The sequence below is a fragment of the Aquisalinus luteolus genome (assembly GCF_009712425.2).
Taxonomy (GTDB): Bacteria; Pseudomonadota; Alphaproteobacteria; order Caulobacterales; family Parvularculaceae; genus Aquisalinus; species Aquisalinus luteolus.
Map to the genome: position 1 here is coordinate 1,369,704 of NZ_VCJR02000001.1, position 25,608 is coordinate 1,395,311.

The following is a 25,608-nucleotide window of genomic DNA, read 5'->3' on the forward strand; positions in this document are numbered from 1 at the left end:
GACTAATGATATTCTTCATCCGGAAAAGTTTACTGACAGTTCTGCTTCTGGTCGCCATGTCAGGCTGTGTTGGCCTGATGCCGGTGAAAGGACCGCTGGATGTTGATGGCGCCTACCGCATCACGCTGGGCGAGACATGGTCAGCCTATCCGCGCGATTCCCGCACGAAGCTGCGCAATCTGACAATAGATGGGGAAGCGCTGAACTCCCTGACCTTTGCCGCATCGCTGGAGGACGGGCACACCTTGATCAGGACCTATGATCGCCAGCGCCTGCTGCCGGTCTATCGCTCTGACATGTCCCAGACGGAAGTCGTCGAGTTCATTCGCGACAGCCTCAGCGTCGGTGGCATGGCGGATGCGACGATCACCAGCCTCAGGCCTGAACCCTTCGGCGCGCTGGAGGGCGTGCGCTTCGATGTGAAAGGGGCGACGCAACGCGGTCTCAACATGTCTGGCACGGGAAAGGCCGCGATAGAGGACGGCAAACTGCATCTCATTATTTATACAGCGCCTACGGAATATTATTTCGGGCTGCATGAATATGAGGTCAATGAAATCCTCGCAAGTATCGAGTTGCTCTGATCAGCTTGCCTTCGCCTTGACCATCGGCAGGCCGTCGGCTCGCAACAAGCCAGCCTGACGCGTGGCGTAAAGTCCACCAAGTCCGCCAACGACATTCCCCGCCGCGACGGACAGATAGACGCCGATGACGCTGTCTCTCGTCGCGAAGAAATACGCCAGCGGAATGGCGACGACGGCCATGCGAACAAACGCCGCTGCAGTGCCCGCCAGCGGTTTACCGCGCGCATTGCAGGCCGAGACAGCAACGACCAGCCAGCCAAAGCCGAAAAGCGACCATGGCACGTAACGCAGATAATCGGCTGCCTGCGTCTGGATGCTGTCTGTCTCCGTGAACAGGCCGGCTATGGGCGAGGCGAGTGCAAACAGGAACACTGTCATCACGGCGATATAGATCAGGATCCAGCTTGCCGCCGTCACGATACCCTTGCTGACTCTTTCCTTTTCGCCCGCACCCCAGTTCTGGCCAACATAAGGCGAGATACTGCCCGACATGGCGAGCAGAGGCACGGCGGCAAGGGCCTGAACGCGTGTTGCCGCGCCGAAGGCGGCAACGCTTTCCTGACTGATCAGGCCGAGAAATCCGGTGATGACCGACAGGCCCAGCGGATTGATCATGTTGGAGATGGCGGCTGGTGCGCCGATCTGGACTATCTTTGACCAGTTCCTCAGTGTCTCGCCAATCGGCGGCATAGTCCAGTCGATGACCCGCTCGCGGTAGTGCAGGATAGCCAGCGCCGCGACAAGGGACGAAGCGCGGGCGATGACGGACGCCCAGGCAGCGCCCTGAATACCAAGCGCCGGGATGGGCCCGGCACCAAAGATCAGCAGCGGGTCGAGGGCGATGTTGACGACAGCGACAAAGCCCATGATCAGGGCAGGGAACAGCGTATCGCCGCCGGACCTGATGATGTTGTTCCCCACGATGGGTACAACGAGCAGTATCGCGCCGGGAAACCATATCTGCATATAGGAGACGGCAAGGGGCAGCGTCGTTTCATCAGCATTGAGCAGGGTAAAGAGTGGCCGTGCGAAAATGATCCCGAGTACACCAATCACGATGGCGATCAGGACCGAGATCACGAGTCCGTCAGTGGACAGCCGACGCACGCTGTCTCGGTCATTTTCGCCAATCGCCCGGGCAACGACAGATGAAACGCCGGCGCCGAGCCCGATGGCAAGGCTGGTCACCGCCAGCATGATCGGGAAACAGAAACTGATCGCGGCCAATGGCTCAGGCCCGAGCTTGCCTATGAAATAGGCGTCGGCAAAGGAAATGCTAATGACCGTCAGTACACCCAGAACCAGCGGCGCGGTCAGCCGCGCCAGCGTCGCCGGAACGCTTCCTCTCGTCAGGACTGCCTGATTGTCATTCTGCTCTGCCATCTGTGCCTGACTGTTGCGAAGCTTCAATGATAGGGCGCAAGCGGCATAGGGCGAGCAGTCTCGCCTGATTGTCAGTCAGCGTCTGGTTGATTATCGGGATGAGCGCGCTGGAATGCCTTCAGCTCTTCACAAGCCTGCCTGACTTTCAGCAACTTCGGATATGGAGACAGATCAACCTCGAACCGGTCAGCGCTGTAGAGCTGGGGGATCAGATAGCAGTCGGCGATGGTCGGTGTGTCGCCGAAACAGAATTCGCCTTCATGCTCGTTATTAAGAACGAGCGTCTCCAGCGTTTCGAATGCGGGTATCATCCATGTGGCCGCCCATTTGTTGATACCTGCCTGGTCCTGACCGAATTCAGCTTTCAGATATTTCAGGACACGCAGATTACCCAGAGGATGGGTGTCGCAGCCGATGACCGCCGCCATCGCACGAACGGTGGCGCGGTCTTCCGGCAGGACCGGTAAGAGAGCCGGCGAGGGCTTGTACTCCTCCAGATATTCGATGATCGCCGGTGACTGGCAAATGCTGGTGCCCTCATCCGTTACGAGGGTCGGAACCAGCCCCTGTCGGTTCTGTTCCAGATAAGCAGGCTGCTTGTGCGCGCCTTCGCGAAGGTCGACCGTTTCGATCTCGTAGTCGATGCCTTTCAGTTCCAGCGCGATGCGTGTCCGATAAGACGTTCCCGAGCGCCAGTAACTATACAGTTTCATCATGTCCTCCGGGATTGGTTGCAAATGTAACAAAAATCACTTAGTTTCAAATGATACAACTTATAAAATTCGCTTCAAGGTGGAGACTACCATGACAGGCATTGATAATCCCCTCGGCACAGACGGTTTCGAATTCGTGATGTTCACATCGGACAACGTCGCCAGGCAATCGGCCCTCTTTGAAAAAATGGGCATACCCGCTATCGCAAGGCACAAGAAGCAGGACATCACCCTGCACCGATCAGGCGAGATCACATTGCTGGTCAATGGCGTCAAGGGTGGCCACGCAGAAGATTTCGCCAAGACCCACGGTCCCAGCGCCTGCGGCATGGCCTTCCGGGTCAAGTACGCCGAGAAAGCCTACAAGGGCGCGCTGGAGCGCGGCGCGACAGCGGTAGAAGACCGCAATGACCCCATCAACGCCCGTGCGATCGAAGGTATTGGCGGCGCTCGCGTTTACCTGATCGATCAGTATGGCGACGAGAATTTCTATGCGGACGATTTCGAGCTTATCGATGGCAAGAGTTGGGACGAGATTGGCCCCACCGGCCTGAAGTATCTCGACCACCTGACCCACAATGTCCGCCGTGGCCAGATGAAGGTCTGGGCCGATTATTATGAGCGTATCTTCAATTTCCGCGAAATCCGTCACTTCGATATCGAGGGCAAGAAAACCGGCCTTTTCTCCAAGGCGATGACCAGCCCCGACGGCAATATCAAGATTCCGCTGAACGAAAGCCAGGACGACAAGTCCCAGATTGAGGAGTTCATCCGCGAGTATAATGGCGAAGGCATCCAGCACATCGCGCTGGAGACGGGCGATATCTACAAGACGATCCCGGACATGCGAGAGCGCGGTGTCATTTTTCAGGATACGCCGGAGACCTATTACGAGCTCATCGACAAGCGCCTGCCTGAGCATTCCGAGGATGTCGCGTTCCTGAAGGACCAGCGTATCCTGATCGATGGCGGTGAAGCGCAAGGCGGCGGGTTCCTGCTGCAGATCTTCATGGAAAACTCCATCGGCCCGATCTTCTTCGAAATCATACAGCGCAAGGGCAATGAAGGCTTCGGTGAAGGCAACTTCAAAGCGCTGTTTGAATCGATCGAACTCGATCAGGAACGCCGGGGTGTCATTTAACCATGAGTGACAAGAAGAACTGGATCATGCCGCGCCGCGTGGAGGGAGAGGCCTCGCGCCAGGCGCATGCCGACCTGCCGAAAGGTACCTATGAGCGGGAAATCTCCAAGGAGGGCTTCTTCGGCCCTGCAGCTTTCCTGCACCATACCCATCCGCCAACAGGCTGGACCAGTTTCGAGGGGCCGCTGCGGCCACGCGCCTTCAACCTGTCAAAGCTGGACCATGGCCATCATTCGCCATGGTCAGCCACGCGCATACTCTCCAACAAGCACATGGAAATGCGCTTCTGGAAGCTGACGGAAGCGATGCCGTCACTCGCCCGCAATGCCGATGGTGACCAGCTCTTGTTCATCCATCGCGGCGAGGGCGCACTCTATTGCGATTACGGCCATCTCGATTATGAGCAGGGCGACTATATTGTTCTACCGCGCGGTACGATGTGGCGGCTCGATCCGTCGTCCGATAATGAAGTCCTGATGATAGAGGCGACCAACAGTCATTATACCCTGCCGGACAAGGGGCTTGTCGGCCCGCACGCAATATTCGATCCGGCGCTTCTGGACGCCCCCAGTATCAATGATGCTTTCCGTGCGCAGCAGGGTGAGATCGAGACACGCGTAGAGATCAAGAAGCGCGGCGCTGTTTCCGTCGCGACCTTCCCGTTCAACCCGCTCGATGCCATTGGCTGGCATGGCGAATTGAGCGTTGTACGGATCAATGTCCGCCATATCCGGCCGCTCATGTCGCACCGCTATCACGTGCCGCCCTCGGCGCACACGACCTTCATGTCGGATCGCTTCGTCGTCTGCACCTTCGCGCCGCGACCATTCGAGACCGATCCCGGCGCGCTGAAAGTGCCGTTTTTTCACAATAATGACGATTACGAAGAAATCCTGTTCTATCACGCCGGCGATTTCTTCTCCCGTGACAATATCGAGGCGGGCATGATGACGGTGCACCCGTCGGGCTTCACCCACGGCCCGCATCCTAAAGCCCTGAAAGGCATGTTCACGCCGAAGAAAGAAGCGACGGACGAATATGCCGTGATGATCGATACCCGCGACCCGATCGATTTCCATGAGGACGCCAGGCATGTCGAGTGGGAAGGCTATGTGAACAGCTGGCAGAACCAGGCTACGGACGACTGATCTTAAGATAATTTTACAAGGAGGAAGTTGATGAAACTTGCATCCCTCAAACACGAACGTGACGGCATTCTGGTAGTCGTATCCCGCGACCTTGAAACCTGTATCGAGGCTGGCGAAATCGCGCCGACAATGCAGGTGGCTCTCGACAATTGGGACGCGGTCGCTCCAAAACTGCAAAAACTCTATCAGGCCCTCAATGAAGGCTCGATAAACGCGCGTCCGTTCAACGAGGAGGCGTGTGCATCACCCCTGCCGCGTGCCTATCAGTGGGCGGATGGTTCTGCCTATGTCAATCACGTCGAACTGGTCCGCAAGGCCCGTGGTGCCGAGATGCCGGAGAGCTTCTGGGAAGACCCGCTGATGTATCAGGGTGGTTCTGATGCCTTTCTCGATCCGCGCGGTGACATCGAGATTGAGGACACCGCCTGGGGCATCGACATGGAAGGCGAGATCGCGGTCGTTACCGGTGATGTTCCCATGGGCGTCAGCGCACGGGACGCAGGCTCCCATATCCGCCTGTTGATGCTGGTCAATGATGTGTCCCTGCGCAATCTTATTCCCGGTGAACTGGGCAAGGGCTTCGGTTTCTTCCAGTCCAAGCCATCCAGTGCCTTTTCGCCTGTGGCCGTTACGCCTGATGAGCTGGGTGACGCATGGAAAGACAACAAGGTCCATCTGCCGCTGAAGGTTGACTATAACGGCCAGCCTTTTGGCCGGGCCAATGCGGGCGTCGACATGACCTTCGATTTCGGCCGTCTGGTGGCTCATGCTGCGAAATCACGGCCCCTGGGTGCTGGCGCGATCATCGGATCGGGTACCGTATCCAACAAGCTCGATGGCGGGCCGGGCAAACCGGTCAGCGCCGGCGGTGTCGGCTATTCCTGCATCGCCGAAATCCGCATGATCGAGACCATCGATCAGGGCAAGCCGGATACACAGTTCATGTCATACGGCGATACCGTCCGCATCTGGATGGATGACGAAAATGGCAAGTCGATCTTCGGGGCTATCGACCAGAAGGTCAGCCAGTATAATCCGCCGCGATAGCTGAGGACTGAATTGGTCGGGGGTATATGTTGTGACTGAAAGCGCCACAGAAACCAGGACGGGTGAGCCGTTTATTCTGGAAGAGTTCATGCCGTTCAAGCTGGCTGTGCTCAGCGATGCGGTGTCGAAACTTATTGCCCGCGATTATTCTGACCGTTTCGGGATCACCATCGCCGAGTGGCGGGTGATGGCGCTGGTTAGCCAATATGATGAGGTCCGTGCCCAGACGGTCGTCGACAAGACGCCGATGGACAAGGTCGCTGTTTCCCGTGCCGTTGCATCGCTGGTCGAGAAAGGGTTGCTGGAAAAGCGCACGAGCGAAACGGACCGGCGATCGGCGCTGCTGCACCTGAGCGAAAAGGGTAGTGACATCGCCAACGAGATTCAGGCGGTAGCAAAAAGTCACAATGACGACGTGCTTCAGGCCCTGAACAAGACGGAGCTGGCAGCTCTTCAAGGCCTTCTCGACAAGCTGATCGTTCAGGCAAAGAACCTCACCCGGTAATCAGTCGGTGATAATGCCGGCTTTGTTCAGCGCACGGAACGCAGACACGCGCATGGCACGTGCACTGGTGCCCGCCATTTGCCCCAGCCCATGGTCGCGAAGCCAGGCGTTCATGCGATGAAGGTCCGCCTCCGCGACGCTGAGACGAGAGCGCCAGGTAATGGAAAACGAGATTGAGACGTCCGGTCCGTTCCTGACCCAGTGCGGCGCTTTCACCGGTACGTGGACGGCATCGCCGGGCGCGAGATCGAACAGGGTTGAGCCTTCATCGAACGACGCCTCGTAGGGCAGGTTTCTGTGGCCTGCCTTTGAGTGATAGGCCTCCTGGATCTGCGCGGTCAGGATGCCCTCGCCCGGATAGACACGCATCTGTTTCGTACCCCTGATCTGCATAAGGATGTTATGCTCAGGGTCCATGTGAAATGGCGTTATGGAATTGGGCGATGAGATGAAGATAAAGGCTTCCTTGCGGAACATCTCGCCGGACACAGGGGCAATGAGTTTTTCGAGATCACCGAGACATTCTTCCAGCTTGTCGGCACAGGCCGGATCGCGCTCAACATTCTTCAGCACCATCCACGATCCATTTTCTTCGATCGAGCGGATGGTTTCGGCGATGCTCAGGCCGTTCCCGGGTGTCTGTTCAGGACGTTGGTCGACAGGCAGGTCGCCGCGATTATATTCGACAAGTTCCGCCGGCAGCCGTGTTGCAATGTCGGCGAGGCGCTCAAGCGAAAAAAAGCTGTCCTGAGCCAGATTATGCGCAAGCCTGACCGGCTTGTCGGGATAGGCGCCTGAAAAGGCTTGTTTTGCGTTATCGGTGAAGATCATGCCCTGACCCCTTTGGTTCCCAGCATACGGCGTGTGCGCTCCGAAGTCTCTTCCAGGAAGCGGCACAACATGGAAGCGGAGCGGCTCGACAGGCCCGGCAGGGGAACGTTGACATGACACATCGCCTGACGCTCCGCCCACAGCTTGTCGATCATCGGATGGTCCTCCTGGGCGCAGGAGTCGACGCGGGTCATGGTCTTCTCATCGAGAGCCTGACGGGTCAGCTCCAGCTCCAGCATGACGCCCGGTGAGTAACGTGCATACTCTGCATCATGCGCGATCTTGAACGACCAGCCCTGACCGCCTGCGGTAAAGTTGATCAGCATACCGATGCATTTGTCATCGACATCAAGACGCAGGAAATGAAGCTGCCCGGCTTCATGGGCAGAGCGGACAATCTCTTTCAGAAAGGCGGGGCCGGTCTCATCGGCCGCGAGAGATGAGCCGCCATGACCGCGCCAGCCATCATGCTCGAGGCGCAGGAAATGCTCGCACCAGTCATCGAGTTCAGCGCTGTGCTGAAGCGTTCTGAACTGAACTTCACCTTCCTCCGACAACCGGTTGGTCAGGCGGCGCCATTCCTTGCGTTTCTTACCGCGTATATTCTGCAGGATATAGCCCTCATATGGCAGGTCGCTGTGAAGACAGGCGCGCTGCCAGCGGGCGGCGATATAGGCGTGCGGGCTGGCGACTTCTCGCAAGGCGGTTTCCAGCGGGCCGCCCTCGATCATCTGGCGGAACTGCAGGAAGGCACCCTTCAGGCCGGCGGCATTGGCGGCATTGATGATGGTTTCAAAGAACTCCTTTTCATGGCCGTTGCGCACTAGCGGTGTTCCAAGAAAACAGTGCCTGTACAACCCTGTCCTGAGATAGGTGACGGGCAGCCTTGCATAGCCTGTCTGCGTTTCGATGGGCATGAACCCGATCAGCCTGTTGCCTGACAGGACAAGACAGAACTTCATTGATTGCGTTTCGTCCAAGTGCCTGCATGCGGCGTCAAGCATGACCGGCGACAGGAAAGGATTGGGTTCGCATGCGTCCGCAGCCAACGCCTTGAGGGCTGGCCAATAGCTGCCAATCGTGGCCACATCGGCGACTTCCAGCCTGCTTGCAGCCGCTTCGGGATCAATCATGGAACAATTCTGCACACTCATAGGCAGCATCTAGCAAGTTTCATGCAGGTTCAGCCTGTATGGCTATCCTGTATATGCATTATACGCGGCAGAAATTGATAAACAGCGAAATTAGTGACGAAAACCGGGGCTTTTTGGCGAGTTAACGAAGTCGGGGGCCAGAGCACCAGACCCAGAGACGGCATCCGACTGGAATTGTTGCTCAGGTCACCCTGGCCACTAAGTCACCGATACGATGCGCATCACATGTTTCGATCGGGAATTAACACATGGCGAGAAACAGGAAAGACGATAATGGTCGGTCGGTGCCGCGAGGCCGCCTGTCCCGCCTTGGCGGGATTGGCAGCCTCGGTGCGGGAATTGCCGGGAACATGCTTGTCGATGGCGCGAAGCGCCTCTCACGCGGGGAAAGGCCATCCCTGCAGGACCTTCTGCTGACACCACAAAATGCCAGCAAGGCGGCTGACCAGCTATCACGATTGCGCGGGGCCGCGATGAAGGTTGGCCAGCTGATCTCCCTCGACAATGGAGACTTCCTGCCGCCTGAACTGGCCGACATCATGGGGCGTCTGCGATCGTCTGCGGACGCGATGCCGCCTCATCAACTAAAACGCGTACTGAATGATAACTGGGGAACGGGCTGGCGATCAAAATTCGAAAGCTTCACGGTCAGGCCTATCGCCGCCGCTTCCATCGGGCAGGTGCACTGGGCGCGGACTGTCGATGGACGTGATATGGCGATCAAGGTTCAGTATCCGGGTGTGCGCGAGAGCATCGATAGTGACGTCGACAACGTCGCTACCCTGATACGGATGTCCGGCCTGTTGCCAAAGGATATCGATATCAAACCGGTGCTGGAGGAGGCCAAGGCGCAGTTGCGCGAGGAGGCTGATTATTTGCGCGAGGCGGCCTATCTGAACCAGTATCGTGAGGCACTTGCCGACAGGGAAGGTTTCCTGCTGCCGCGGGCGTATGAGGACCTGACGACGCGCGACGTTCTGGCCATGAGTTTCGTCTCGGGTGACCCCATCGAAAAGATTGGCGATCTGTCTCAGGAAAGGCGAGATACTATCATGCTTCGCCTGATGAGATTGTTGCTCGACGAATTGCTTGAGCTGCGCCTGATGCAGACCGATCCGAACTTCGCGAACTATTTCTACGATCGCGACAGTGACCGGATCGTCCTGCTCGATTTTGGTGCAACCCGCGAGATATCCGGTGAGCTCTCGGATGGTTATCGGCAGCTGCTAAAGGCAGGCCTTGATGCAGACTGGGATCGTGCACGGGACATCGCAATTGGTATGGGGCTGATGGGTGGCGATCTCGGCTCTGCCATGGAAGCCATGATCCGCGAAGTCTTTGCCATGGCGGTTGAACCGCTATCTGTGGACGGGCCTTACGATTTCGGCGCATCGGACCTGGCCTCTCGGTTAAGCGACAAGGCAATGACCCTGCGCAAGAGCGGCTTCAACCATATCCCGCCGCCTGTGACGATCTTCCTGCATCGCAAGATTGGCGGCATGTATCTGTTGGCAACACGCCTCAAGGCGCGTATCGACCTGCGCGCTCTGGCAGCGCGTTACATCTGAATCTTCCGCCGGGAAAGTGGCGGAGTGGAAGGGATTCGAACCCTCGATACGGTTTAAGCCGCATACTCCCTTAGCAGGGGAGCGCCTTCGACCACTCGGCCACCACTCCACCGGCGAAAATGTCAGAATTCTTCAGATATGCAAGGCGAAAGATCGGCTTTTGTGCTGATTTTTCCGCACCTTGCCGACTATCCGTTGTCGAAGCGAGAATATCAGCCGTGCAGCCGCAATTTGTGGAAGCGGGGACCGGAAGGCTTTCGCAGGAAGACACCAGCGGGATTCGATGTTTCCCTGATGCCACCCGGCCCGTTGATCAGCTGCTCGCCCCAAGGCGACAGTGTCTCGGGGTCGAAATCAACCGTGATGTCGAGGTTTTCGACGATGGCGCTGTTGCCGGACCATGACCAGCCGATATAGCCGATGTCCATCTCGTTGCTGAGCCGGAAAATGGTCTCTTCGTCGACCGGCTCGCCCTGATGGTCAGGGCCGAACTCGCCGACGACAAGTGGCAGCTTCATCGCTTCGAACGCGTCGAAATACTCCTCGATGGTCCCGGCGTCATCATACACCTGGTACATGTGTACACTGAAGATCGTGTTGGACAGAGGGTCGGCGGAGGCGATTGCAGCGGCTTCGGTCAGCATGGTACGGGTGGCATCCTGTCCCCAGTTGTGACCGTCCACCACCATTGTGTGGGCAAATCCGGCAGCTCTCAATGCCTTGATCGTCGAAATCTGCATTTCCCTGTATGCCGCCGGGGAGACTGAATTTCCCGTCGGCTCATTACCTGGATTGACGAGGACATATGCCTCCTGCCCGACAAGGATGTCCTTGAGGGATATCCAGTACGGGATCGTCTCGGCCAGATGGATCGCCCAGTCCTGATCGCCATGGCCGGTTGTGTTGTGAACGGTGAACATGACGATCATGTCGTAGGCTTTTGCCATGCGAATGATGTCGGCGACTTCCTCTTTCGGCGTAATGCCCCATGGGGCGCCGGAGGAGAGGGACACCCTGACCATGTTTGAACCCGTGGCGGCGATCTCCGGCAAGGCTTTTTCAGTGCGCCCACGTTGCCAGGCGTGCGGGTGATTTATGCCGCGCATGACGAAAGGTCTACCGGTCGCATCGAGCAGCTGATCGCCGGAAACGCTGAAGCCCTTTTGCGACATTGTAGTGTCGGCAGAGGGCAGTGATGAACAGGCGGAGACGAGTGCCATCATGCCCGTCAGGGCTGTAAATGTCAGGAAACGAACCAAAGTCATATCAAGACCCTATCAGCCTAGCAGGCTGATTCCACACTCTCGTCATCATCGCTGAGTGCGAGACGGTTCAGGGTTTCCGCGTCGGCTTCGCACGGCTCTATCTCGTTCGATATCTTGCTGCGATTGCCGACAAGAGGCTGGTCGAATGAGGCGAGCAAGGCTACAGGGTCCGGCATTTCCTGTGAATAGGCAGCTGGAACTGCAAGATTGGCCATCTGATCGTCGGTCATGGCGCGGCCTTCCCACTGGTTCGCCTTGGCCGACAGGATGGGGCTGGGCTGGGACAGACCAATCGCCGTCGTCGTGCCGCCGCCGCGCACCAGATCCTGAGACAGCTTGCCGGCAATCGGACCACCGGTGACCTGCGAGCGATATATCTGGGTGTTCTCCAGCACGCGCTGCACGTAATTGCGGGTTTCATCGAACGGGATCAGTTCGACCCAGTCGACCGGATCGACGTCGGGATTGCGCGGATCGCCATAGCGCTCGATCCACTGGCTCGCCCGGTTGGGCCCGGCATTGTAGCCAACAAGCGTAAGCACATAGGATCCCTCGAACCGCTCGATAAGGTGGCTGAGATGCGCAGAGCCGATCACGAGGTTATAGAGCGGGTCGTCCATCAGCCGTGACGTGGAATAGGGAAAGCCCTCCTTTCGCGCGGTCAGCTGCGCGGTCGATGGCAGCAATTGCATCAGGCCACGGGCATTGGCGGAGGAATAGGCGCGCGGATTGAACTCGCTCTCCTGGCGTGACAGCCCGAGGATCAAGGGTTCCTCGACAAAATTGGCCGCCTGACCCGGCACGAAGATGCGCGGATAGGCGACGCTCGGGGCTTCGGCGCCGCGGTTCACGGCGGCTTTACCGGCGCGAACCGACAGGAACAGCATGTCTTCCCGGGCAACGAGTTCTTCGTAAAGGGCATATTCGCCGGGAGACGTCATCACGTCGTCGAGCTGACGGGCGAAGGCGATATAGCGGTATTCCTCGTCGACTTCCGAGAGGATGCGCATGGCATGGACCAGCGGCCGTGAATTGAACATCTCACGGTCCTGTTCTGTCGGTTGAACCGGACCCGGAAATGCCGGTGCATTCTCCGTACCGAGATTTTCCTGTGCCAGCTGTCCGTAGAATGTCAGCGGATAGGCTGCCGCCACCGCGTAATATTGCCGAGCGCGCTCGCGATTACCCTCTGCGGCAAAGGCGCGGCCCAGCCAGTATTGAGCCCGCGCCTTGGAAATGGGAGAGGAGACATTGGCATCGAGATAGGCGAAATGGCGGCGGGCGCGTTCCGGCTCCTTCAGGAAGCGCAACGCGATCCAGCCGGCATAGAATTCAGCCTCGGCGAAATCGCCGCCTTCGCTTAGGCCGGAATAGGCCGCCATGCGATAGGCATCCTTGTAGAGGCCATTGCGCATGGCCCAGAGCATCAGCAGGTTTTTCTCACCCCACCATGCTTCCGGGTAGCGCAGATACTCCGAATTAATCGGCGCCTGCGCGGCATAACCAATAGCCGTCGGTTCATTCTCACCACGGCGATAATAGCGTGCCGCCGCATGCAGGACGCCGGAATCGCGCAGCTGTTCACTGCTGAGCCCTTCCAGCAGGCGCACGGCATTGCCGTCACGACGCAGCAAGGCAATTCGGGCTTCTGCCATTTGCCGATGACTGGCGCTCAGATAGTCGAGCAGGCGCCGGGAATCGGTGGCGATGATATCGAAAAGCTGGCGATCGACCTTGGCGTAGTGATCGGCCTCGCTGAGATGCGTGGCGAATTCGCTCGCAATGTTCCGCTCGTCCGATACCGGCCAGTTATGATTGACCCAGGCATCGCGCAGCCATCGCTTCCCCTCATCGGCCTGGCCGTCTTTCAGGAGGGCGCGTGCGAGCGCGATCTTGCCATAGCCGGAAACGGGCTGCTTGCTCCTGAAGAAGGCGATGATATCGGACGGTGCATCGTTCCCCGTCATCGCCTCTTCGGCGAAGCGCTGGATCGTATAATCATTTGGCCAGTCGGGGTTTTCGTCCAGAAACCGGCCAAGGGCACGCCAGTCGAGATTGTCGGGTTCGGCGCGATACCAGGCCCAGTCAGCGACAGTGCGGGCTACGGGATCACTGATCTGGGGACGATAGGCGTTGGCCTGTTCCCAGCGCTTGCGATCAAGTGCCTCGAAATAAAGGTTGAGGATCGCATGGTCGCTTTCCGAAACATATACAGGTCCGGGCGCCTCCGGTTTCATTCGGGGCACAGGAGGCTGAGCTGAAGCCACACCGGTTGCCAGCAAACCTACAACAACGCTGCCAAGAAACAGGGAATTCATATTCTTGCGGCAGGATTTGAAACACCGCGTAACCATCCGGTACATAACTTCTCTTTCAGCCCTGTTCGTGACAAATTCCCCAGCTATTTGTCATTGTAACGGTATTCGGGCCGCCCCGTAAGGCCCGCGCGAACACATGGATGATCATATAGGCGCGATTGCAACACTGGCATCGTCGGGCTCGCCAGCGTCGAGGATCAAGACTTTGTCTCCCACCTACTTGCCAGTCTGCTTGCCAGCTTGCGGCAAGGCAGCTAACCATGCGGCTCGAAATGGAAAGAACAATATATGTCAGATAGCTCAGGCCCGATGCTAAAAGGATCAATCACCGCGCTTGTAACGCCGATGAAGGATCGCAAGGTCGATGAAACGGCCTTTGCCGACCTCGTCGAGCGTCAGGTCAAGGCGGGCACCCATGGCGTCGTGCCGGTCGGCACCACAGGCGAATCGCCGACCCTGACCCATGAGGAGCACGCCCGCGTCGTCGACCTGTGTATCGAGGTTGTCGCCGGTCGCATTCCGGTCATTGCGGGCGCAGGCTCCAATTCGACGCGGGAGGCGATTGCCCTGGCGCAGCATGCCGAGAAATCGGGCGCCGATGCCCTGCTGACCGTGACAGGCTATTACAACAAGCCGTCGCAGGCAGGCATCTATGCCCACTTCAAGGCTGTGCATGACGCCGTTTCGATCCCGCTCGTTATCTATAACGTCCCGGCGCGTACATCGTCTGACGTGACGGTCGAGACCCTCAGTAAGCTGTCGCAGCTGGAACGGGTCATCGGCGTGAAAGATGCCACCGCAAATCTGGCCCGTGTCCCGCAGCAGCGCCTTGCCTGCGCAGACGGCTTCATCCAGCTTTCGGGCGAGGACATTACCGCCGTCGGGTTCAACGCCATGGGCGGAACTGGCTGCATTTCAGTCACGTCCAACATTGCACCTGAGCTTTGCGCCCAGATGCAGGAAGCCTGTCTCAACGGCGACTGGCAAAAGGCGGTCGAAATCCAGGACAGGCTGACCCCGCTGCATGAGGCCGTCTTCTCCGACACCAGCCCGGCACCGACTAAATACGCACTTTCACGGCTTGGCCTGTGTTTGGACGAGATAAGGTTGCCGCTCGTCGGCGCCTCCGAAGCTGCCTGCAAAAAGGTCGATGCGGCACTGGCCGGTCTCGGCCTTCTGTAACTGACGGAATATCCTGACTTCATGGCAAAACCTGCATCCACATCGTTCAAGGTCATCGCCGAGAACAGGCGAGCGCGCTTCGAATATGAAATTGAAGAAGAGTTCGACGCTGGCCTCGTGCTGACCGGTACAGAGGTAAAGGCCCTGCGAACAGGCAAGGCCAATATCGCCGAAAGCTATGCGACGCCTGAAAGCCATGGTGGCAATGTCGAGATCTGGCTGATCAATTCCAATATTCCGGAATACAAGCAGGGAAATCGCGAGAACCATGAGCCAAAGCGCAATCGCAAACTCCTGCTGCACAAGCGCGAGGTGAACCGCCTGACCGGTGCGGTGGAGCGGAAGGGCTACGCCATCGTGCCGATGCGCCTGTTCTTCAACGATCGCGGCATCGCCAAGATCAAGATAGGCCTCGGCAAGGGCAAGAAGATGCATGACAAGCGGGAGACGCAAAAATCCCGCGACTGGGGTCGCCAGAAACAGCGCCTGTTGCGCGAAAATGGCTGACGGCCCGATGGAGTAAAGGCATGTTCGAACCGGAAAAGCTGTTCGAGTGGAAACGCTGGCTGAAAATGCTGGCCCTGTGGTTTCCCGTGGCTATTCCGTTCGTCTATTTCAGCGTGCGTTATGACAGCGTGCTGCTGCTCCTGCCGCTGATTCTCTATGCGCTATTCCTGAACTGGAATTTCTTCAAATAGCCTTCAGGCGTTCCCTGATGGATACAAAGACGTCATCGAACATTTCTTCAGTCAGCCTGCCGGTATTCGTGTTGTAGCGAGAGCAGTGATAGCTGTCGATCAGCGCCGCCGGGCGGCCATCCAGACTTATGTCGTGCACGGCATTATGGCCGAAGGTGAGGGCGGACCGCTTCATCCCAAGGGCAGATAAAGTGTTGTCGTGGGATATCCTCCCAAGACACATGATGACTTTCAGGGCGGGCAGGGAGTTCAGTCTCGACACCAGAAAAGGACGACAGGTCGTCGCTTCGCCGCCGGTCGGCTTGTTCTGCGGTGGCACGCAGCGTACCGCATTGGTGATCATTGCCCTGTGCAATGTCAGCCCGTCATCAGGTCGGGCATCATAGGTGCCCTTGGCAAAGCCGTGGCGCAACATGGTCGCATAGAGCAGGTCGCCTGCATAATCGCCTGTGAACGGACGGCCGGTCTTGTTCGCCCCCTGCACACCAGGCGCGAGGCCGACGATTATCAACTCGACCGCCTTGTCACCCTCCGGCGGCCCGAAGGATGGCACGGCGCCGTTGAACCAGTCCGGATGGGCCGCTTCGTTCTCGCGCCTGTAGTCGACAAGGCGCGGGCAAAGCGGACAGTCAGGTGCTGGTTCAGGCGGTATATTTTCTGGATTGGCCATCAGGGACGATTATCAGAAATCGTCGTCTTCATCGAAGAATTCTTCGTCATTGTTCTTTCGAGGTGGTGCGCCCTTGCGACCGATCGTGCCCTGCAAGTCCGCAAGGTCGATGAAGTGGTCGGCCATGCGGCGGATATCGTCACTTGCCATTGGCGGTGTGGTCTTGACCGTAGAGACGAGGGTGACCTTCACGCCCTTGCCCTGGACCGCCTCTATTGCCCGACGGAAATCACCATTGCCTGTGAACAGGACGACTGCGTCGAGCTTGTCGGCGAGCATGACCATGTCGACCGCGAGCTCGATATCGACAGAGCCCTTGTAGCGTTTTTTGCCCTGCGCGTCGGTATATTCCCGCGCGATCTTGGTCACCATTGTGTAGCCATTATAGTCGAGCCAGTCGACGAGGGGGCGCAAGGGGGAGTAGTCCTGATCGCGGTCTTCCTGCATCGAAGTGTAGTAATAGGCGCGGATCAGCCGGCTTTCCTCGCGGGTCTTTTTCAGCAGGCTCTTGTAGTCTATGTCGAAGCCAAGGTTGCGGGCCGTCTTGTAGAGATTGGCGCCATCGATAAAGATCGCCGTGCGGTCGTCTTCGTCCAGTCCTAGCCAGGTATTCATTATCATTCCTTCCCAATATTGCCTGTATTATAACGTGATATGATATAGACGGCGTAACGTATTTGAATCCTTGGAAAAATCAACCTCAAGTGAAACTGGTATGATCATTATCGCGCTAGGGTCGAACAAGACGTTTTGCGGACAACTGCCGGGGGAAATTGTTACCAAGGCCATGGATGCATTGGTTGATTTTGGCAGTGGGCAGAGGCGCTCGAGCCTCTATTCCAGCCCCGCCTGGCCTGACCCGACCGAGCCGCCCTATGTAAATGCCGTTACTTCATTTGAGCAGAGCCATTATACGCCGGAGCAATTACTGGCTTCTCTTCACGCCGTCGAGGATGCGTTCGGGCGGGAGAGGGCCTACCTGCAGGATCCGGCATTGCGTTATGCCCCGCGAACCCTGGACCTCGATCTGATCGCTTATCACGGCGAGGCCCGCGAGGGAGCGGCAGAAAGCCTTCACCTGCCTCATCCGGCGCTTGCCGAGCGAGATTTCGTACTACTGCCGCTGCGCGAGATTTCACCATCTTGGCAGCACCCTGAATCGTCCTTATCTGTGGAAGAGATGATTTCAGCCCTGCCGCAGGTCACGGCGACCCGGATTTAGCCTTTAATTCCGGGCAATACAGGCCTGTTTCGAGTTGATTTCACCGGCATGACACTGTAGGAGTGCGCTTTCGCCGATTAGGAGATAATGAATGGCTCGCGTCACTGTAGAAGATTGCGTCGACAAGGTAGACAACCGTTTCGATCTCGTCCTGCTTGCCGCCCACCGCGCGCGGACGATTTCCTCGGGGTCACCGATTCTTGTCGACCGTGACAACGACAAGAACCCTGTCGTCGCCCTGCGCGAGATTGCAGACTCCAACCTCAAGCCGGAAGATGTGCGCGAGGACCTCGTCACGTCCCTGCAGAAACAGCTCGATGTCGACGAGCCGGAAGATGCCGAAGGCGCCGCTGCCGAGAAGGCAGACCTGCCGGAGCACGACACGATGAGCGAGGATGACCTTCTGCGTGCCCTGCAGACGACGGGCATGTCGCCGGTACAGAACAAGGGCTGAGACCGGCACCGCTGATCCGGCCTTCGAGGTTTAGTCGAGTTTTCGGGCACGGTCGCTGAGGCGCCGTCCTGACTGTCGGGTTGGAAATGAGCACTCAGAAAGCCGGAACATCCAGAACTCATGAGAGCACTGAAAAGGTTTCGTCTGCAGTCCAGAAGAAACCAGCGACGAAGACTGGAAAGAGCGAGGCTGAACAGGGCTCTGGCGGCCAACAGGATACGTCTGTTCTACAAACAGAAGCGCCGGGAAAACTTCAACGTCCTTCTCGCAGCACGAAAGCGAAAGTATCGCGTGCGCCAGCGGATCAGGAAAGTGAGCCTGGGAGCGCCACAGCGACGCAAAAGACGTCAAAACCGGCGCGGAAAAGCGTAAGCAAGCCGAGCTCCTATCCGGTCGGCTTCATCCGCCAGTACGAACTGGTCGAGCGGGTGAAAGCCTACGACCCTGCTGCCGACGAGGACCTTCTCAACCGCGCCTATGTCTTCTCGATGAAGGCCCATGGCGGACAGACGCGGTCCTCCGGCGATCCCTATTTCACCCATCCCATTTCCGTTGCCGCCATCCTCACCGAGTTGAAGGCCGACCCGGAGACGATCGTGACCGCGTTGTTGCACGATACGGTTGAAGACACGGACACGACTGTCGAGGATATCGAACGCCTGTTCGGTCCATCCGTCGCAGAGCTCGTCGATGGCGTGACCAAGCTGTCGCTGATGGAAATGCGTTCTGCCGAAACAAAGCAGGCAGAGAATTTCCGCAAGTTCGTGCTCGCGATGGCACAGGACGTCCGTGTACTGCTGGTCAAGCTGGCGGACCGCCTGCACAACATGCGCACGCTGCACTACATCAAGCGCAAGGAAAAACGCCAGCGCATCGCCATGGAAACGATGCAGATCTACGCACCGCTCGCCGGGCGCATCGGCGTTCAAAAATTCCGCGATGAGCTGGAAGACCTATCCTTCAAATATCTCGATCCTGAGGGCTACACGGCGATCCGCGAAGGGTTGCGCAAGCTCGGCAAGGACACGGTGCGCTCGGTCGTGCAGCTGTCGCAAACCCTTCGTGAAAAGCTGGAAGCGGCACGAGTAAAGGCCGAGGTTCACAGTCGGGAAAAGCGGCCATTCTCGATTTGGCGCAAGATGCAGCGCAAGGGCAACGCTTTCGACGAGCTGGCGGATATCTATGCCTTCCGGGTTCTCGTCGATACCGTCGAGGATTGCTACAAGGTTCTGGGCGTTATCCACTCGTCTTTCCCGATGATCCCGCACGAGTTTGACGATTACATCTCGCTTCCAAAGCCAAACAATTATCGGTCGATCCATACTGCGGTGCTGGCGCCGGTCGACGAGACCGGTGTGCGCCAGCGCGTCGAGATCCAGATTCGCACCAAGGAGATGCACGAAACTGCAGAGCGCGGTATCGCGGCCCATTGGCGGTACAAGGATGAAACGTCATTCCCGAGTGAAGGGCGCCAGATAGAGATCGACAGGGCAGGGCAGTTCGACCCGTATGAATGGGCCCGCAATGCCGTTGAAATGCTGCAGCATGGCGACGATGTCGGCGAGTTCCTTGAAAACGCGAAGCTGGAGCTTTTCCAGGACACGATCTACTGCTTCACGCCAAAGGGCCGGGTGATGTCGCTTCCTGTCGGTGCAACCGCGATCGACTTTGCCTATTCGCTGCATACCGACATCGGTGATACCTGCGTCGGCGCGCGCGTGAATGGCGTGACCAAGCCGCTGCGCACGCCCCTGCGCAATGGCGATGTCGTTTCCATACTGCGCTCTGACAATGCACCGATCCCACAGGACTGGGAGACGATGGCGATCACCGGCAGGGCGAAGTCGGGCATCAAGCGGCGTATCAAGCAGCTGCAGAAAAAGGAACAGGTGAAATTTGGTCACCGTATCCTCGAATCCGAATTTTCAACCCACGGCCTTTCATGGTCCGAAAGTTCCATCGAAGAAGCGCTCGACAAGTTGGGCTATAGCAGCGTCAAGAAGGTCTATGAGGCGGTCGGGTCGATGCGTCTTGACGCAAAAGCCGTTCGTCAGATCATCTATCCGGGCACGGATGGAAAAGACCAGCCGAAACGCCGACTGCGCCAGAGCTATGAGGGCGGGCACCAGCATTCGATTCCGATCCAGGGCCTTACAGGGGGCGTTTCTGTCAGTTTTGCCCCGTGCTGTTCGCCCCTGCCGGGAGAGCGTATCATTGGCCTGCCTGGAGATGATGGGGCGGTGAACGTTCACCGCATCGATTGCGACACGCTGGGCCGGACGACAATCTCTGAAGAGCGCTGGCTCGACCTGCGCTGGCGTAGCGATACAGAAGAAGAGTTCATCGCGCCGATCAAGGTGACGGTGAAGAACCGCAGCGGTGCGCTTGCCCACGTCGCCCTGATGATGACCCAGTACGAGGCAGATATCCGCGATATCCGGCTGCGTCACAGGGAAGTTGATTTCAACGATATCCTCATCGACATCCTGGTTCGGGACGTGAAGCACCTGACGAATGTACTCACCGGCCTGCGGGCATCGGAACACGTGCTTGCCGCAGAGCGCCGCACGGATGTAGAACCAGCATCCAATTAGAAGAAGGACGATAAAAGATGGCCGTATCCGCCGCGCACGCAATGACGAAAGACCAGGTTCTGGAGGAGTTCACAGCCTGCGGCGCCCTCATGAACGGCCATTTCATCCTGTCTTCGGGCCTGCGCAGCGATACCTATCTGAACAAGTCCATTGTCTCCATGTATCCGGACCGCACGGCCCGCCTGTGTGCGGCGCTTGCTCTCAAGGCTCAGGATAAATTTGGCGAACAGATCGACTATGTCATCTCGCCCGCCATGGGCGGCATCATTTATGGCTATGAGACCGCGCGTGCGCTGGAGCTACCCTTTATGTACACCGAGCGGGTGAATGGCCAGTTCGAGCTGCGCCGCGGTTTCCAGATCGAGGGGGCTGGCCGTGTACTGATCGTCGAGGATATAATCTCGACAGGCCTTTCAGCCCGCGAATGCGTCGAGGCGGTCAAGCGCCATGGTGGTACGCCTCTCGCCGTTGCCTGCCTGATCGACAGGTCGGGGGGCAAGGCGAATGTCGGCCTGCCGATCCTGCCACTGGCAGAGCTCGATGTACCGGCCTATCGCTCCGACCAGCTGCCGGCTCATCTGAAGGATATTCCGCCGGTCAAGCCGGGCAGCAGGGGGCTTGCCTGATGGTCGACCGCGAGCCATTGCAGCGCAACCCGGCGGCCGATGAGCCGCGTGTGCGCCTTGGCGTGAATATCGACCATGTGGCAACGCTCAGGAATGCCCGGGGCGGCGCCAATCCAGATCCGATCCGTGCCGCTCAGCTTGCCGCCGCTGCCGGTGCCGATGGCATCACTGCGCATCTGCGCGAGGACCGTCGCCATATCCGCGACGAGGACATGTATCGCCTGAAGGACGAAGTCAGCCTGCCATTGAATTTCGAGATGGCCGCGACCGAGGAAATGCTGGCGATCAGCGTCGACGTGCAACCCCATGCCGTTTGCCTCGTCCCGGAGAAACGAACCGAGCGGACAACGGAGGGCGGGCTTGATGTCGCCGGGCAGAAGCAGCTGCTCGCAGGCATCATCGACCGGCTGGGCGAGGCGGGTATCCGCGTGTCTCTCTTCATCGATCCGGAAGAAGTGCAGGTCCGCACGGCCGCAGAACTGAAAGCCCCCGTTATCGAATTGCATACCGGCGCCTATCATCAGGCGGCACTCGCCACTACACCGGCCCGTATCCAGGACGAGTTCGACAAGATCGAGGCGGCAGCGAAGCTGGGGCATGACCTCGGTCTCGAAATCCATGCTGGCCACGGGCTCGATTTCTACAACGTCCAGCCGATTGCAGGCCTTCCGCAAGTGCGCGAGCTCAACATCGGTCATTTTCTCATCGGCGAGTCAGTCTTCATGGGGCTTCATGAAGCGATCCGTGAGATGCGTCGGCTGATAGACGATGCCCGTTCGGGCATGCTGGTATAGCGCTCATGATCATTGGTCTCGGTAACGATCTCATCGACATCCGCCGCGTTGAGAAGACGCTGGAACGACACGGCTCACGCTTCACCGAGCGGCTCTATACCGAAGTTGAACAGGCCAAATCCGACCGCCGCCACAACCGCGCCGCCAGCTATGCCAAGCGCTTTGCCGCCAAGGAAGCCTGCGCCAAGGCGCTGGGCACAGGCCTGTCGCGCGGCGTTTACTGGCGCGACATGGGCGTCATCAACCTGCCGGGCGGCAAGCCGACCTTGCAATTGACAGGCGGCGCAGCCAAAAGACTGGAACAGATTACGCCTGACGGCATGAAAGCCGAAATCCACCTGACAATCACCGACGATTTTCCGTTGGCGCAGGCAATTGTCATCATATACGCTGTCCCGGACCGGGACAGTATCGAACAGTAAGCAGGACTTGCGCATGAAATCTGTAAAAGAGCTTATCTCCGGCAGGGGCGGTATGGAAGGTGAGCGTATCGGCAAGTCCGCTGGCGACGAAATGACACCCGCCGAAGAGGCCTGGGACATCCTGAAGACCATTCTGCTGGCCGTGGCGATCACTCTCGTTTTCCGCATGGTTGCCTGGCAGCCTTTCAACATCCCATCCGGCTCGATGCGTCCGAATTTGCTGGTTGGTGACTTCCTCGTCGTCTCCAAGTTCGAGTATGGCTATTCAAAAGCGTCACTGATCTATCCGCTGACACGGCTGCCGGTTGAAGGGCGCCTGTTCGGAAGTGAGCCGGAGCGTGGTGAGGTCGTGGTCTTCAAGAACCAGGCGGACCGTAACCGCGACTATATCAAGCGCGTCATCGGTGTGCCGGGCGACAAGATCCAGATGATTGGCGGGGTTCTCTATCTGAATGACCAGGCCGTTCCGCGCCAGCAGATCAGCGATGATCCTGTCTGGTGCAACAACACCCGCGGCAATGCGGCGAGCTATATTGAGACGCTACCGAATGGTATCAGCTACAAGATCCAGGAATGCGAAGGCGATAACGACCAGCTCGACAATATCGGTCCGCAATTCGTGCCAGCGGGCCATTATTTCATGATGGGCGATAACCGCGACAATTCGCAGGACAGCCGCACACCGCAAGTCGGCTTCGTGCCGGCGGACCAGATCGTCGGACGGGCCCAGCGCCTCGTCTTCTCCGTTGATGGCCACGACACGAACATTCTCAAGTTCTGGAACTGGCCGACCCATATCCGCTGGGGCCGGATATTCGACCCGGTGGAGTAGGCTGTTGACTGATCAAGGGCAGGATAAGCTCGCCGCCCTCCAGGACAGGATTGACCATCGCTTCAGGGATATGAGCCTGCTGGAACGGGCCGTGACCCATTCAAGCCTGTCGGGGTCGGGTACGGTGCGCGATCTGGAGCGGCTGGAGTTTCTCGGCGACCGCGTCCTCGGGCTGATGACGGCAGAAACGCTATGGCGGCGGTTCCCGGATTACTCCGAAGGCGACATGGCGCCGCGCCTGAATGCGCTTGTCCGCAAGGAAACATGCGCCAAGGCGGCTCGTGCCATAGGCCTTGCCGACGCGTTGCGCATGTCGGCATCGGAGGAAGATGCCGGCGGTCGCGACAAGGATGCGATCCTTGGCGATGCCTGTGAGGCGCTGCTCGGCGCGCTCTACGTAGATGGCGGGCTGAAGGCGGCGCAGAAGGTGTTCGACCTTTATTGGGGCGTGAATTTCGACAAGCTGGCTGCGCGCTTCATGGATGCCAAGACGGCACTTCAGGAATGGGCGCAAAGCGAGCGCAAGAGCGCTCCGGTGTACAAAACTGTCTCGACGGAGGGCCCGGCACATGCGCCTGTCTTCGTTGTAGAGGCTAGTGTCACCGGCCTGAAACCGGCGACGGGTGAGGCTGGCTCCAAACGGGCCGCACAGATGCTGGCGGCCCAGGCCATTTTGTTGCGTGAAAAAATCTGGACGGATAACGACATTGACTGAAGAAACCACCCATTGCGGCTTTGTGACGGTGCTCGGCGCACCGAATGCGGGCAAATCGACCCTCGTCAACCAGATGGTCGGTGCCAAGGTCTCCATCGTCACCCACAAGGTGCAGACGACCCGTGCCCGCGTCCGTGGTGTTGCCGTGCAGGGACAAACCCAGATCGTTTATACCGACACGCCGGGCATCTTCCTGCCGCGCCGCAAGCTGGATGAAGCGATGGTCTCCGCCGCCTGGGAAGGCAATGAAGGCGCGGACGTCACCCTGCTGATGGTCGATGCCCCGGCCTATTACGAAAACCTGAAGGGCGATGCCAAGGGCGCGGCCCGCAAGGCCGCTGCTGACACGGACCGGATCGTCGAGGGGCTGAAGGCCGCTGGCGTAAAAGCGATCCTTGTCCTGAACAAGATCGACCTGATGCCGAGCGATCATCTTCTCTCCATCACGGCCGCCCTGAACGAGGCGGCGGACTTCACCGAGACCTTCATGATCTCAGCCGAAAAGCGCCGCGGTCTCGATGGCCTGCGTGACTATCTCGTTTCGCGCATGCCGGAAGGTCCGTGGATGTATCCGGAGGACCAGCTCTCCGACATCTCAGACCGGCTGATGGCAGCAGAAGTCACCCGTGAGAAGCTGTTCCTGCGCTTGCATCAGGAACTGCCCTATGCGTTGACCGTTGAAACGGAAAGCTGGAAGGAGCAAAAGGGCGGGGATATCCGCATCGAGCAGGTGATCTATGTTGAGCGTGACGGCCAGAAAAAGCTGGTGCTCGGCGCCGGTGGGCACACGATCAAGGCCGTGGGCCAGGCCGCCCGCGAGGAATTGCAGCAGATGCTGGACGTGAAGGTCCACCTGTTCCTGTTCGTGAAGGTGCGCGAGAACTGGTCGTCCGATCCGGCGAGGTTCCGCGAAATGGGGCTGGAAGCCCCCAAGGGCTGATATGCAGTTCACGGATGAAGGCATCGTTCTGAGCGCCCAGCCCCATGGCGAGAACCATGCCGTCGTCAATATCTTCACGCCGTCTGCTGGCCGTGTCGCCGCGCTCGTCCATGGCGGGCAGGGCAAGACCCGCCAGCCGGTCATCCAGCCAGGCAATACCGTCTCCGCGACCTGGAAGGGCCGGACAGAGGATAGCCTCGGTCACTTTTCCCTTGAACTTGTCGAGCCACGTGCCGCGACCCTGATGCAGGACTCTCTCGCGCTGACCGGGCTGACTGCTGCGACATCTCTCCTCTCTTTGTGCCTGCCGGAACGCCAGTCCCTGCCACAGCTTTATGACGCGACGAAAGTTCTGTTCGAACTGATGGAAGATAGCGATGTCTGGCCGGTGATCATGGTCAAATGGGAGCTGGGTCTTCTCTCAGCCGTTGGTTATGGCCTGATCCTTGACCGTTGCGTGGCGAGCGGCGCGACGCTGGAAGATGGTGCCGACCTGACGTTTGTTTCGCCGCGATCAGGCGGTGCGGTCACCTATGAGGCCGGCATGCCATACAAGGACCGGCTCCTGCCGCTGCCGCCTTTTCTCATCGCAAGGGGAGAACCGCAGGTTGGCGACATGCTCGCCGGGTTCGCCCTGACCGGGCATTTCCTGGAAGAGCGCATCCTGTTTCCCGCCGACCGGCAACTGCCCGATGCCCGCCAGCGGCTCCTGACCCGGCTGCAACAAAAATATCGAGGCTGAGACTGGAAAAGAAGTGAGGGTCACTCGCGCGCAAACGCTTGCCAGCGAGCCGCGATGCGC

At 58.6% G+C, this 25,608-nt stretch carries 27 protein-coding genes and 1 tRNA gene; 19 read left to right on the plus strand and 9 right to left on the minus strand.

Annotated elements, in window-relative coordinates:
* The first annotated feature begins 5 nt into the window (after positions 1–5).
* On the plus strand, positions 6–584 hold the full coding sequence (locus FF098_RS06450) for a hypothetical protein (protein WP_155138575.1): 579 nt from the start codon (positions 6–8) through the stop codon (positions 582–584).
* Here the strand turns inward: FF098_RS06450 and FF098_RS06455 are convergent, their stop codons facing one another.
* Positions 585–1,967 carry an MATE family efflux transporter gene (locus tag FF098_RS06455; RefSeq protein ID WP_155138577.1) on the minus strand — a complete coding sequence of 461 codons (1,383 nt, stop codon included), beginning with the start codon at positions 1,965–1,967 and terminating at the stop codon, positions 585–587. It lies immediately after the preceding gene.
* A gap of 71 nt (positions 1,968–2,038) precedes the next feature.
* Positions 2,039–2,680 carry a maleylacetoacetate isomerase gene (gene maiA / locus FF098_RS06460; protein WP_155139450.1) on the minus strand — a complete coding sequence of 214 codons (642 nt, stop codon included), beginning with the start codon at positions 2,678–2,680 and terminating at the stop codon, positions 2,039–2,041.
* A gap of 91 nt (positions 2,681–2,771) precedes the next feature.
* Here maiA and hppD point away from each other — a divergent pair, with 91 nt between their 5' ends.
* Genes hppD through FF098_RS06480 form a run of 4 tightly spaced genes read left to right on the plus strand, consistent with a single transcriptional unit; the run spans position 2,772 to position 6,521 of the window.
* On the plus strand, positions 2,772–3,821 hold the full coding sequence (gene hppD / locus FF098_RS06465) for a 4-hydroxyphenylpyruvate dioxygenase (RefSeq protein WP_155138579.1): 1,050 nt from the start codon (positions 2,772–2,774) through the stop codon (positions 3,819–3,821).
* A 2-nt stretch (positions 3,822–3,823) separates the two neighbouring features.
* Positions 3,824–4,969, plus strand: a complete 1,146-nt coding sequence (locus FF098_RS06470) for a homogentisate 1,2-dioxygenase (protein WP_155138581.1) — start codon at positions 3,824–3,826, stop codon at positions 4,967–4,969.
* A 30-nt stretch (positions 4,970–4,999) separates the two neighbouring features.
* Positions 5,000–6,016: a fumarylacetoacetate hydrolase family protein gene (locus FF098_RS06475; protein WP_155138583.1), complete on the plus strand. Its 1,017-nt coding sequence runs from the start codon at positions 5,000–5,002 to the stop codon at positions 6,014–6,016.
* A 31-nt stretch (positions 6,017–6,047) separates the two neighbouring features.
* The gene (locus tag FF098_RS06480) at positions 6,048–6,521 is read left to right on the plus strand and encodes a MarR family winged helix-turn-helix transcriptional regulator (RefSeq protein WP_155138585.1); all 474 of its coding nucleotides are present in this window, start codon (positions 6,048–6,050) and stop codon (positions 6,519–6,521) included.
* Here the strand turns inward: FF098_RS06480 and FF098_RS06485 are convergent, their stop codons facing one another.
* The gene (locus tag FF098_RS06485) at positions 6,522–7,352 is read right to left on the minus strand and encodes a cupin-like domain-containing protein (protein ID WP_155138587.1); all 831 of its coding nucleotides are present in this window, start codon (positions 7,350–7,352) and stop codon (positions 6,522–6,524) included.
* On the minus strand, positions 7,349–8,485 hold the full coding sequence (locus tag FF098_RS06490; RefSeq protein ID WP_166426362.1) for a GNAT family N-acetyltransferase: 1,137 nt from the start codon (positions 8,483–8,485) through the stop codon (positions 7,349–7,351). The genes FF098_RS06485 and FF098_RS06490 overlap by 4 nt, the downstream gene beginning before the upstream one ends.
* Positions 8,486–8,754: 269 nt before the next feature.
* Between FF098_RS06490 and FF098_RS06495 the strand changes: the two genes are divergently transcribed.
* Positions 8,755–10,074, plus strand: a complete 1,320-nt coding sequence (locus FF098_RS06495) for an ABC1 kinase family protein (protein ID WP_155138591.1) — start codon at positions 8,755–8,757, stop codon at positions 10,072–10,074.
* A 17-nt stretch (positions 10,075–10,091) separates the two neighbouring features.
* Here FF098_RS06495 and FF098_RS06500 read toward each other — a convergent pair.
* The 3 genes from FF098_RS06500 to FF098_RS06510 form a co-directional block, all read right to left on the minus strand.
* Positions 10,092–10,183 (minus strand) — tRNA-Ser (locus FF098_RS06500).
* Between the two features lie 103 nt (positions 10,184–10,286).
* On the minus strand, positions 10,287–11,339 hold the full coding sequence (locus FF098_RS06505) for a cellulase family glycosylhydrolase (RefSeq protein ID WP_155138593.1): 1,053 nt from the start codon (positions 11,337–11,339) through the stop codon (positions 10,287–10,289).
* 17 nt (positions 11,340–11,356) lie between these two features.
* Positions 11,357–13,576 (minus strand): lytic transglycosylase domain-containing protein, encoded by a 2,220-nt coding sequence (locus FF098_RS06510; RefSeq protein ID WP_166426363.1) that lies wholly within the window; start codon positions 13,574–13,576, stop codon positions 11,357–11,359.
* Positions 13,577–13,945: 369 nt separating this feature from the next.
* On the opposite strand from FF098_RS06510, the gene dapA reads away from it, so the two are divergent.
* The 3 genes from dapA to FF098_RS06525 are packed head-to-tail and all read left to right on the plus strand — an operon-like array spanning position 13,946 to position 15,537.
* On the plus strand, positions 13,946–14,839 hold the full coding sequence (dapA, locus tag FF098_RS06515) for a 4-hydroxy-tetrahydrodipicolinate synthase (RefSeq protein WP_155138597.1): 894 nt from the start codon (positions 13,946–13,948) through the stop codon (positions 14,837–14,839).
* A gap of 21 nt (positions 14,840–14,860) precedes the next feature.
* Positions 14,861–15,346, plus strand: a complete 486-nt coding sequence (smpB, locus tag FF098_RS06520; protein WP_155138599.1) for an SsrA-binding protein SmpB — start codon at positions 14,861–14,863, stop codon at positions 15,344–15,346.
* Between the two features lie 20 nt (positions 15,347–15,366).
* The gene (locus FF098_RS06525) at positions 15,367–15,537 is read left to right on the plus strand and encodes a hypothetical protein (RefSeq protein ID WP_155138601.1); all 171 of its coding nucleotides are present in this window, start codon (positions 15,367–15,369) and stop codon (positions 15,535–15,537) included.
* Here the strand turns inward: FF098_RS06525 and FF098_RS06530 are convergent.
* Together FF098_RS06530 and FF098_RS06535 are read right to left on the minus strand one after the other, a co-directional pair.
* Complete coding sequence (locus tag FF098_RS06530) at positions 15,530–16,207, minus strand: uracil-DNA glycosylase (protein ID WP_155138603.1); 678 nt, start codon at positions 16,205–16,207, stop codon at positions 15,530–15,532. The genes FF098_RS06525 and FF098_RS06530 overlap by 8 nt on opposite strands.
* A 12-nt stretch (positions 16,208–16,219) precedes the next feature.
* Positions 16,220–16,822 (minus strand): LabA-like NYN domain-containing protein, encoded by a 603-nt coding sequence (locus FF098_RS06535; RefSeq protein WP_155138604.1) that lies wholly within the window; start codon positions 16,820–16,822, stop codon positions 16,220–16,222.
* A 100-nt stretch (positions 16,823–16,922) separates the two neighbouring features.
* Between FF098_RS06535 and folK the strand changes: the two genes are divergently transcribed.
* The 10 genes from folK to recO all read left to right on the plus strand — a co-directional run bounded on the left by folK (position 16,923) and on the right by recO (position 25,548).
* On the plus strand, positions 16,923–17,429 hold the full coding sequence (gene folK, locus FF098_RS06540) for a 2-amino-4-hydroxy-6-hydroxymethyldihydropteridine diphosphokinase (protein ID WP_155138605.1): 507 nt from the start codon (positions 16,923–16,925) through the stop codon (positions 17,427–17,429).
* A gap of 91 nt (positions 17,430–17,520) precedes the next feature.
* A complete protein-coding gene (gene rpoZ / locus FF098_RS18030) occupies positions 17,521–17,883 on the plus strand; it encodes a DNA-directed RNA polymerase subunit omega (protein WP_155138607.1) in 363 nt (120 codons plus the stop codon).
* Positions 17,884–17,969: 86 nt separating this feature from the next.
* Complete coding sequence (locus tag FF098_RS06550; protein ID WP_155138609.1) at positions 17,970–20,477, plus strand: RelA/SpoT family protein; 2,508 nt, start codon at positions 17,970–17,972, stop codon at positions 20,475–20,477.
* A 41-nt stretch (positions 20,478–20,518) separates the two neighbouring features.
* Positions 20,519–21,103, plus strand: a complete 585-nt coding sequence (gene pyrE / locus FF098_RS06555; protein ID WP_155139451.1) for an orotate phosphoribosyltransferase — start codon at positions 20,519–20,521, stop codon at positions 21,101–21,103.
* Positions 21,103–21,897, plus strand: coding sequence for a pyridoxine 5'-phosphate synthase (locus FF098_RS06560; protein WP_155138611.1), 795 nt, complete (start codon positions 21,103–21,105; stop codon positions 21,895–21,897). The genes pyrE and FF098_RS06560 overlap by 1 nt, the downstream gene beginning before the upstream one ends.
* Before the next feature lie 5 nt (positions 21,898–21,902).
* On the plus strand, positions 21,903–22,319 hold the full coding sequence (gene acpS / locus FF098_RS06565) for a holo-ACP synthase (RefSeq protein ID WP_155138613.1): 417 nt from the start codon (positions 21,903–21,905) through the stop codon (positions 22,317–22,319).
* 13 nt (positions 22,320–22,332) lie between these two features.
* Positions 22,333–23,151 carry a signal peptidase I gene (gene lepB, locus FF098_RS06570; RefSeq protein ID WP_205967402.1) on the plus strand — a complete coding sequence of 273 codons (819 nt, stop codon included), beginning with the start codon at positions 22,333–22,335 and terminating at the stop codon, positions 23,149–23,151.
* Between the two features lie 4 nt (positions 23,152–23,155).
* Entirely contained in the window at positions 23,156–23,866 is a 711-nt protein-coding gene (gene rnc, locus FF098_RS06575) for a ribonuclease III (protein WP_229714528.1), read from the plus strand.
* The gene (era, locus tag FF098_RS06580; protein ID WP_155138617.1) at positions 23,859–24,806 is read left to right on the plus strand and encodes a GTPase Era; all 948 of its coding nucleotides are present in this window, start codon (positions 23,859–23,861) and stop codon (positions 24,804–24,806) included. Before rnc ends, era begins: the two co-directional genes overlap by 8 nt.
* A gap of 1 nt (position 24,807) precedes the next feature.
* Positions 24,808–25,548, plus strand: coding sequence for a DNA repair protein RecO (recO, locus tag FF098_RS06585; RefSeq protein ID WP_155138619.1), 741 nt, complete (start codon positions 24,808–24,810; stop codon positions 25,546–25,548).
* Positions 25,549–25,608 lie beyond the last annotated feature (60 nt).